Origin of the sequence: Saccharospirillum alexandrii, assembly GCF_004000275.1 — a bacterium.
Classification (GTDB): Bacteria; Pseudomonadota; Gammaproteobacteria; order Pseudomonadales; family Natronospirillaceae; genus Saccharospirillum; species Saccharospirillum alexandrii.
This window is the reverse complement of sequence record NZ_RCIP01000002.1, coordinates 1,309,479-1,318,875: the sequence shown is the minus strand read 5'-3', so window position 1 is coordinate 1,318,875 and position 9,397 is coordinate 1,309,479. Positions and strand designations below refer to the sequence as shown.

Annotated in this window: 8 protein-coding genes; 2 read left to right on the top strand and 6 right to left on the bottom strand. The window is 41.7% G+C overall.

Going from position 1 to position 9,397, the window contains the following annotated elements; all coding sequences use genetic code 11:
• Together EP166_RS13615 and EP166_RS13610 are read left to right on the top strand one after the other, a co-directional pair.
• Window positions 1-116, top strand: a 116-nt coding sequence (locus EP166_RS13615) for a transposase (protein ID WP_164743938.1), incomplete at its 5' end; no start/stop codon positions are given.
• A gap of 357 nt (window positions 117-473) precedes the next feature.
• Window positions 474-1,976, top strand: coding sequence for a putative Ig domain-containing protein (locus EP166_RS13610; protein WP_164743937.1), 1,503 nt, complete (start codon window positions 474-476; stop codon window positions 1,974-1,976).
• Between the two features lie 133 nt (window positions 1,977-2,109).
• Here the strand turns inward: EP166_RS13610 and EP166_RS13605 are convergent, their stop codons facing one another.
• The 6 genes from EP166_RS13605 to EP166_RS13580 all read right to left on the bottom strand — a co-directional run bounded on the left by EP166_RS13605 (window position 2,110) and on the right by EP166_RS13580 (window position 9,311).
• A complete protein-coding gene (locus EP166_RS13605) occupies window positions 2,110-3,048 on the bottom strand; it encodes a hypothetical protein (protein ID WP_127557837.1) in 939 nt (312 codons plus the stop codon).
• A gap of 221 nt (window positions 3,049-3,269) precedes the next feature.
• Window positions 3,270-4,193, bottom strand: a complete 924-nt coding sequence (locus tag EP166_RS13600; protein ID WP_127557835.1) for a ParB N-terminal domain-containing protein — start codon at window positions 4,191-4,193, stop codon at window positions 3,270-3,272.
• Window positions 4,194-4,302: 109 nt separating this feature from the next.
• On the bottom strand, window positions 4,303-6,117 hold the full coding sequence (locus tag EP166_RS13595) for an ABC transporter ATP-binding protein (protein ID WP_127557833.1): 1,815 nt from the start codon (window positions 6,115-6,117) through the stop codon (window positions 4,303-4,305).
• On the bottom strand, window positions 6,117-7,277 hold the full coding sequence (locus EP166_RS13590; RefSeq protein ID WP_127557831.1) for a glycosyltransferase family 4 protein: 1,161 nt from the start codon (window positions 7,275-7,277) through the stop codon (window positions 6,117-6,119). Before EP166_RS13590 ends, EP166_RS13595 begins: the two co-directional genes overlap by 1 nt.
• Window positions 7,274-8,221, bottom strand: a complete 948-nt coding sequence (locus EP166_RS13585) for a glycosyltransferase family 2 protein (protein ID WP_127557829.1) — start codon at window positions 8,219-8,221, stop codon at window positions 7,274-7,276. The genes EP166_RS13590 and EP166_RS13585 overlap by 4 nt, the downstream gene beginning before the upstream one ends.
• A complete protein-coding gene (locus EP166_RS13580) occupies window positions 8,214-9,311 on the bottom strand; it encodes a glycosyltransferase (RefSeq protein WP_164743936.1) in 1,098 nt (365 codons plus the stop codon). Before EP166_RS13580 ends, EP166_RS13585 begins: the two co-directional genes overlap by 8 nt.
• Window positions 9,312-9,397 lie beyond the last annotated feature (86 nt).

Below are 9,397 nucleotides of genomic sequence, written 5' to 3'. Positions count from 1 at the left end.
CCTGGATGACGGAATACAACGATGAGCGTCCCCACGATTCACTGGAAGACCTGACACCATGGGAATACTTGGCTAGACATCAACGGGCAGAGAACTCTAATTTACAGTGCAACTAAAACAGGGGTGTTTACAACTAAAACATGCATTAATTGTCTACAATTAGAGCGCTAGTGTCGGTTCTTAATCCAAATTCCAAGTCAAACGATGGTAGGGTACAAATTCCGAAACCAAACGATGGTAGGGTACAAGTTCCCCAATCAAACAATGGTAGGGTTGTGACGTAAGTAGCTACTTAGCAGTAAAAGAGTGATATTTGTCATATCTCAGCGAGGCTTTGATATTTAAGTTCAACCAAGTGATGTAGGATAGCTTTATTCCATTAATTAGACACTTAATATGAAGTCTGAGGTGGTTTAAAGTTACGAATTGTAACTAAATATTAGTACTATTGAATTCAATGCGGGGTAGTAACCATGGCGGTCGTCAATTCTATTGGTAACATATGTTGTAGCATTGCAGTAAGCCTGCTGTGTTTGGTTCCGATTACTGGGGTTGCAGGTAATTTACCTTTTGAAATTGTTCAACCTCAAGAAGGTCTTGATACAAATAGCCGATTCTATAAGGCATACCCAGGGCTAGAGTATAGGGTCAGGCTAGCTGTAATGGGAGGATCCTACCCATACGCGTACGAGCTACAAGAGAACCCTGATGGAATGACTATCAATAGACTAGGGGAAATTGTTTGGCCAGAGCCTAGTGCAAGAACGAATCCATACGCCATTTCGGTATTAGTGACAGACACTGAAGGGCTCACGGAAGAAGTTAGTTGGCAAGTCACAGTTACAAAAGCTGGTTTCTTCTTTGTTGATGCTGAGAATGGTAGGTCGACTAGTAGCGGGGGACGTGGAACATTGGAGAACCCATGGCGCTCTATGGGCGATGTTTATGGAGATGGTGGGAAGTTTCAAGCGAATAATCCAGACGGTTTTGTTTATTGGAGAAACGGAGAGTATAGCCTTGAAGGTGAGTTTGAGGACTGTAATTCAAGCGAAGGGTGCCGCCTTGCTTGGTATGCTGGGAAAAAACCATCAGTATGGCTGGCCTATCCAGGTGAGCGACCAACGATCAACTTCAATAGGAACGGTGTAGACGGGTATATATTATTTGATCAAGGTACGGACAACCTATACATAGACGGCTTTAGATTAGATAATAACAGCAATACTCGGGGTAAAAGTCTTTCGATTGTCAATAATGGAAATATTACGATCCGGAATAATATTTTCGAAGGTCTGACGAACTGTGAGTCAGGTGGTAACAACTCACACCTATTTTTTCCCGGCGGTGATGGCAGGTATTTGGCTGTACAAGACAATTTGGTCTCGGACTCATGTGGCTATTGGTTACTAGGTTATTCCTCTCCATATGCAGTTGTAGAGAGCAATGACATATATTCAGATATTCCCCTACCAATTGGTCCAAAATCTAATATCGAGAATTGGACTATAAGAGCCAATCACATTAAAGGCCAAACATCACTAGGCGCGATTTGGAATCAGGAGTATGGATATTCTGGCAGTATAGAAATTAACTACAACCTAATTGAAATGGAAAATTCCAATGGTGTAGCTGTTAAATTATTGTCATCAAACCCTGGAGGTGAAATATTCGTTAATAGAAACACACTGATAGGTCATGTAGTAGTGCAATCCCTTCAAAGTACAAAAGGGCCGTGGTACTTTGAAGAAAATATAATAATTAACGATAGCTCTAATTCCGATAAAATATCAAGGTCAAGTACTGTAGATGAAAGTAGACTGATAGTTAATAATAACTTAGTGGGTAACGGAGCTGACGGTATTATTGGTGATAATGGACAGCTAACTGAAGAGTATAGTGAGTATTTAGGTCAGCGTGGACATCAGCTTGGAACCGAGCCTAGAGGTCCTGCTCCAGCAAGAGCTGTTTATCAATAAGGTAATAGCTTAACTGGAATTATAGAATTGGATTTACGTCGCTACTTATAAGCTAGCGACGTAAACAATTCTTATGTTTGGTATTATACATTAATTAGTCTTTGCTTGGTAAAATATAATAATCTTATTATGACTACCTGCTATTATCTACCTCATGATTTTGAGTTTGATTTAAAATTCTATGCGACTGCATGGCTGGACTATTTACGAGCATTAGCATTGCATTATAGCACGAATTAGCCAATCTTTTTATTAGGGATATTTTGCGTTTTAAAGGGCTCATTTTATTTTTTGCCATCAACTGCCTGACTTTATAATAGTTATGTTCAATTGGTGTCGGGTTGCCTGAATTACCGATTTTAGATTCAAAGTAGAGGTCTTTAAAGAGCCATTCATCTAAATCAACTATTTTGTAAGTTGTCAAATTTGCTTTTTTTGCAGCCAACCCTATAGCTCTGCCTTCTCCCCAGCTGAAACCTCTTAGTTGAAAAAAGTTTGCGAGCCTATCCCAAGACCTAAGAAATTGATACGCGTCTCTCTCATTTGAGTTAACTATTATAGCCACCTCCTGGATATACATAGCATCGTTAATGCTGACTTTTTCCTGTCTAGCTGCTAGATTTGTAATGTTTCTAATTCTTTTTGCTGAATTGAAGCTGATTAAGGCTGTATCGCTTTGCTCTGAAATATCTTCTTCTAATTTTTTTTTCATGGAATACATCCAAAACCCATGGATTCCTGGATTTAAATTTTCCCAAAAGGTGATGGGCGGTGGACATATAATTCTACAGTCAGCATCAACATAAATGCAATTAGTATTCCTTTTTAAAGCACAAGCAATCGCAAACCTTTTGTCATGGAAGCAATGATATATACCTCTATTCTTATGTAGTACCGGAATTACATTTTTAAAATCTTTAAATGCCTCTACATTATCTGTTAATACAATTAGCTCCATGTTTGGACAGTTAACCATAATGTCATTGGCTAAGAGTTTTGCTAGTTCTTGATATTGAGAGCCTAACGCAAGTGTGGTAAAGCAATATTGAGTCTTGAAATTCTTAGCTGGCATTGCCCTTTACCTTATAGTTGATATTATTTTGTTCAAGTCTACTTAATAATTTGAGCTTATCTGTCTACTTTTGAAGATGCCTTTATTATCCGTAAGCTAGATTAAGCGGCCATAAGTAGCCGGTTATCCGATCTGACCAGCTATGGAATATAAAGAAAAATCTTGATTAGCGTCTCCTTGATGTAATTGAAGTTAGTATGTAGATGCTAGAGGCTTGAGTTTCATAAAGAAAATATATCCGGCTTTTGCTTACTAAGATCTAATGTTAGTTGCATTTCTTTTGCCCAATCAGAGCTACAAAATGAGAATAAATGGTGTACATAATTTTTAGCTTGGCTTTCAGTCCAGAGTCCATTTCGAACTTGAGGCCAATATTGAGCGTCATCTATGTTTACGGTAGATATTCTATGATGGGTTGCGGGAATCTCTTTATAGCCAAGCGCACTAAGTACTGCTGTTCGATGATAACCGCCACCTCCAATTAGGTATATGCTACTACTGTTTATTTTCAGTTGTGTAACTCCGATATAGCCTAACTGAGTATTATAGCCGTTGGCCTTGATATTTTTATATAGCCTAATTATTCGATCAAATTCCAGTTTGCCTTTTTCATGATGTGTTGGTCCCGAATAAGCCCAGCCGTGTGTTGGATAACTCAGATCGCTTCTACCATGTTCTGTGTTATCTTTTTGATTCCACCATTTAACGTCTATGTCTATTTCTTTCGCTGTTAATGAAGACCAAGGTGATAAAAATAGGTAGTGTGGAGGGTATGATCTGAATGCTTTTGGAGAGTCCTTGAAGCCTGGGATTGCTTCTGCCGCATTACTTGGAGTCCATCTAGAATAGAAGAGTTTTAGAACTGATTCATCATATGATAAAAGAGGGTTTGCGCGATATTGCTTAATAGTTTCTACAAAAGGGTGCCAGTCTGAACTTGAAAACCCAATTCCATTTTGGTGAGTGCATATTTCGATTGGGCATGGGAATGCAGATTTTTTTCCTCCTTGGTTGTAAAGCAAAGCTTCATACTCATCTTTAAAGAAGGCGATATCCTCAGCTTCTGCTCCTGTGCGCCTAACATCTACACCTACTGAAGTTAGAGCATTTTTAACAAACTGTTTGCATTTTTCTTGGATCTTCAAGAAGATACCCCCAGAAATTCCTAAACCTTATAAATAGAGCTAGCTAACAATAGAAATACTAAAAGCATGGCATCTTTTCATGTATGCTTTAGTCGTACTTCATGTTGATTCAAAGCTCTACAGCTTCTATTGAAGAGCTGGCTCCAGCGGTCAATAGAGCCTGAAATTCCTTTGAAGAATTAGCTAACTCTTCATATGACCCTTGAGCTTCGACCTTACCATTTTTGAATAGTAGAATGCTGTCTGCTTTTTCTACCGTCGTTAGCCTGTGAGCTATCATAACAATTGTTCGAGAACTGGCGAGGCTTAGAATATCTTTCATAATTAACCTTTCAGTAACGTTATCAAGTGCGCTTGTTGCCTCATCAAATACAAGAATAGAAGGGTCTTTATACAATGCCCTTGCTATACCTATACGTTGTTTCTGACCCCCACTTAATTTAGCTCCTCGCTCTCCAACTTTAAACTGGAACTCACCCTCACACTGGGTTATAAAATCATAAATGTTTGCCATCTTTGCAGCTAATATCAATTGATCTATGTTAACTTCCTCTTTGGGAATTCCAAAGGCTATATTCTCCTCAATAGATGCATCTAATATAAAAATATCTTGGGCTACATACCCTATTCTTTGGCGCCAAGACTTGATGTTTCTTTGGTCTAGAAGTTTATTTCCAACTGCAATTTTTCCGTGTTGAGGAAGCATCAAGCCAAGAACCAAATCTACGGCTGTGCTTTTCCCAGCTCCAGACTCCCCGATAAATGCAGTTATTTTGTTAGAAAGAATTGAAAAGCTACACTCTTGAAGAGCTGGTGTTACTGTGCCGGGATAGGTAAATGAAACGTTATCAAACGTAACATCTCCCTCTGGAGCGGGTTCATTACCAAGAGTCTTAAGTGGGCTTATATGATTTCTACTTTCTTCAATTTCGTTATCTAAGTCAGTTACCACTGATCCGTTTGCTTTGATTTGTGAATAGGCTTTGTATATTGCTTGTGCTGCAGGAAGCAATTTATAACCGGCCATGGCATATAAACTTATGATGCCTAAAGCTTCACTTGCTGTCCCTGATGTCAATAGTATGAATATTGACAAGCCAAGTATCGAAGAAAAAATAACAGTTTCCACTACATACCTAGGCAGGTCACCTGCAAGCGAAATATATGCAGTGGCTGAAAGTCCTTGTTTAGTTACTTGGTCAACCTCCGAACAGTAGAAGGATTCATTTCCTTTAAGCTTAACCTCTTTGATCCCTGCGATGCTTTCATCAAGAAGCTTTAGTTTGGTTTGGTTCAACTTGGTAAGTAGCTTGCCATACTCGACTACCTTAGCCCTGATAATTTTGAAAATTAAGAAGTAAACGGCCAATACAATTGCCGTTGCTATCAAAGCGATTTTTATATCTATTAGAAGAAGTCCAATGATAATAAGCGTGGCGATAAATAGTTGAGAAATTAAGTTTAGCAAAGGCTGAACAACCATATAGACCATTCTAGGAATCTCTTGGGTTATTTGAGATATGAGCCTGTTGCTATTGTTCATTGCAAAAAAAGTATAGTCATTGTTGAGATAGCTATCATATGCATTTTTTTGAACGTAAGCGCCCAAGCGAACAGATACCTGAAACAGCTTCCAAGTACTAAAGGATGATATAGCGTTGCCAATAAGTAGTAGAAATACTACGCCAATTGCATATGTTATCATAAATTGAGTGTTTGATTGAAAGTCATAAGCATTGAAAAGTATACTCAAAATTCTATTGTTATTAATCGCATTTGTATCACTGACCATTGCAATAAATGGAGCAATTGATGCGATACCCGCAACTTGGAAGAGTGCGGTTACTAGAAATATAATCTGGAGGAGTGCCAATTTTACTTTGTTTTCTCTTCCAATTATTCTAAAGAGTGATCTATATAACATCAGGGGTGGCCTTTTTTCATAAGCTTTTTGGTTTTTTTCTCGAGATGATGAGGAATTAGATGTTGGCTAATATTTTCTATCTGTTTTTTAAGAGAGAAATTCTCCTCGGCTCTTAGCCTAGCACTTCTTCTATGAGCATTGTATTTTTCTGGGCTGTTCAAATACTCAAGTGCATACTTTGCCAATGCTTCCGAGCTACCGGGCTCTATTAATTCACCACAATACCCTGGCAGAATTGTTTCCTTCAATCCTTGCAAGTTCGAAACAATTAGAGGTAATCCGGAAGCGAGCATTTCTACGCTAGACATTGTAAAAGAGTCCCACCCAGTAGATGCAATCGTGCCTATAAAAGAAGCCTGCATAAGTTGTGGAATGTCATCTCTATACCCAGCAAACGTAATATGCTCGCCCACGCTGCTGTTAGAAATTAGTGCTTCGTAAGGAGTGCTCTCATTGTCCTTGTTACCACATATAAGCAAATGAAACTCTTCAAGTTTGTTAAGCCGATATAGGAGATTAATAGCTTCGATAAGTACTCTTATTCCTTTTCTTTCTTCCATGTGTCCAGAATAAAATATTATTTTACGATTCTCCGGGATCCCCAGTTTCCGGTGAGCATAGTTGGAGTCCTTAACGGGCTTGAATTGTTCTAAATTAACACCTAGTGGTATGACGACTGTGCGACTTTTGGGAACCCCTCTTCCCTGTGTAGCAGTTAGTCTCATTGCTTCGGATTCGAATATGAAACGAGTTGGAGCTGAAGCTCTTCTAAGAGCCCATTCAGTTTTCTTGGCTAGCCATTTGAACCCGCTATTAATAGAGCTCATACTGGCACCCCAGTAAGAGACTATATTTTTTATACCGAGTCTGTGAGCTTGCCGCCCCACACTGGTTGGGTATGGCATGTCAAATGCTAGTATGGTTTCTATTTTGTGTAGCTTATGGATTCTATCGAGTTTATCTGCATCTTCATTTGTGTGATAACCAAGTTCGAATATGTTCTTTGATGGCGCTATAACTTTACTGTAAGACCATAAGATCTGACTCGGCTGGTACCCTGCTAGAAGTGCAGCAGATTCAAATGCTTTTTCGAGCGGGCCGATCGCGTAGCCAGTATCTTGTTCGCAATGCAACATTATCAAAATAGAATTCTGTCTCATGGTGTCATTGTCCACAACCAAATCATCCGAACAGACCGTTTGAGTTGTAAAGTCTGGTAAAAGGCCTCACGTTTTGCCTTTTTGGTCATCGGTACTATGGAAATCGGAATTAGTAGCAATGACTTAACAGTGTTTTTAATCGCCATTTTCAAGGGGTACGTCGGTCGTCCGAGGACGTAATTATTTGAAAAGCACTGCGCAATTCGCAGAGAAGAACTGGCACCATCGACAAATTTTTTCTCTATATTTCGAGAAGTGTATTCAATGGGCTTTAGCCTATGGCCAACTATCGCATCGGGGAAGTAAGTAACTTTAGCGCTCATGGCTACGAGGCGCCTGTAAATTATGGTTTCTTCACCAGCAGCAAGTGACGTTCCATTGCGCCCCAGTTTTTCATCAAAGCCGCCCATCGCAGCGAGAACAGGTTTTCTGCAACAAAAATTCTTACCAAAGAATTCGTGGTGTATATCGGTAATCTCCATTGGCGAGTCGCCATAGTCCAGTTGCACAAAATAGGGGTTATAGCGCTGGTCAAACCACCAGGGAGGTGTTCTGTCCCAATTCACTTCTATTTTGCTGAACAGGCAGTCAGCCTGTGTCGACTCTATTTTTTGCAGATAGCTTGAGAGCCAGTTGGTAGGTATATCGGCGTCGTCGTCTGTAAAGAGCAGGTACTCGCCTCTGGCTTTTTCCACACCCAGGTTTCTGGCGATTGAAAGCCCTTGCTTCTGTTCAAAATAGTACTGAAGCTGTGCTTCAGAAGACTCGGATACTTTGCGTACAACCTCTTCTGTGTTGTCTGGCGAATTGTTGTCGACAACGAGAATCTCGACATCGCTCCACCTCTCCACTTCACATTGAACGAGTTGACCAAGCGTAACGGCGAGAGAGTCGGCGTTGTTGTAGGTACAAAGAATAACGCTGAGCGTAGGTGTGTTACTCATAGCTGTAAATACCCAGTGTTTTTTGTGCGCATATGGTGCTCGTAAGGCTAAACCGTGATGCGGTTGTGTTTTTTGAAGTCGATGGATTGCCCTGCAGGCTTAGAAGCGCAGTGGATAGTCCAGCTGGCGTTTGGGGAGCAGGGTCGAAGCCCGGGTCTATGCCATTCTGGAAGAGCCGCACGGTGTCGGTTGAAATCAACGGTTTTGAAAGCGCCAGTGTCTCCAGGGCAACCATTGGCATGCCTTCATGGTCTGAACACAGCACTACGGCATCGCATGCTTTAATAATAGCGGGAATGTCGTTTCGGTGGCCATGGAATTGAACCTGAGGTTCGGCGAGGTTAAGTGTGTCGGCCTGAGCTTTCAGGGTGGCTTCTAGCGGGCCATTGCCCACAATGTGAAAGCGGTATTGATTTGATTGATCCAGAACAAGCCTGGCGGCTTCCAGGAACAGGTCTACTCGTTTTACTTGCACCAGGCGGCCAATGATGGCGATGTGGGTGCAGCCGGGTTCAAACACCAGGTCGGTGCCGGCGGTGGCCTTTTCGGTCAGCTCTTCCAGGTCGACGCCGTTGGGTACGCAATAGAGGCGTTGCGCGCCGTACTGGCCCTTGAGCTTGTCCATCAGTTCCCGGGAAACAACGATAACGCCGTCTTGCAGCCAGCGGCCGCAGGCGTGGTCTACCCAGCGTTGAATGCCAGTTTTCAGGCCGCCATTGAATTCGCTGGCGCCGTGTACGGTGCGCACGCATCGGGCGCGCCGGGTGGTCAGGTTGGCCAGGCTGCCGAGAATGTTCTCTTTTTGGCGGTGGGTGTGAATAACGGTGGGTTTGAATGCCTTTATGGCCCGGCGAATGCCCTGGAACAGTTGCCAGGCGGAACAGCGTGTTTCGTCTAATACGGTAATCGGAATGTCGATGGCGCGCAGGCGGGAGGCTAATTCGCCTTCGTTCATCAGAACGGCGGCTACAGTGCAGTCTTTATTGAGCTGTTTGATCAGGGCATAGGCCTGGGCTTCGGCGCCCGCCCAAAGGTCTCCTGAAACAATATGCAGGACCCGGATCTTTTCTGTGGATCGGGAAATCGACATGTACTCAACATCCGTGTTGGTTATACTGTGTTGCATTATGCATCAGGGAGGGCTGTGTTTAAAGCGCCTTTCCCGGTCTTTATGGC

Coding starts and splice junctions, on each gene's coding strand:
- EP166_RS13590 (WP_127557831.1), bottom strand. CDS start 7,277: ATGAGACAGAATTCTATTTTGATAATGTTGCATTGCGAACAAGATACT.
- EP166_RS13580 (WP_164743936.1), bottom strand. CDS start 9,311: ATGTCGATTTCCCGATCCACAGAAAAGATCCGGGTCCTGCATATTGTT.
- EP166_RS13585 (WP_127557829.1), bottom strand. CDS start 8,221: ATGAGTAACACACCTACGCTCAGCGTTATTCTTTGTACCTACAACAAC.
- EP166_RS13595 (WP_127557833.1), bottom strand. CDS start 6,117: ATGTTATATAGATCACTCTTTAGAATAATTGGAAGAGAAAACAAAGTA.
- EP166_RS13610 (WP_164743937.1), top strand. CDS start 474: ATGGCGGTCGTCAATTCTATTGGTAACATATGTTGTAGCATTGCAGTA.
- EP166_RS13605 (WP_127557837.1), bottom strand. CDS start 3,048: ATGCCAGCTAAGAATTTCAAGACTCAATATTGCTTTACCACACTTGCG.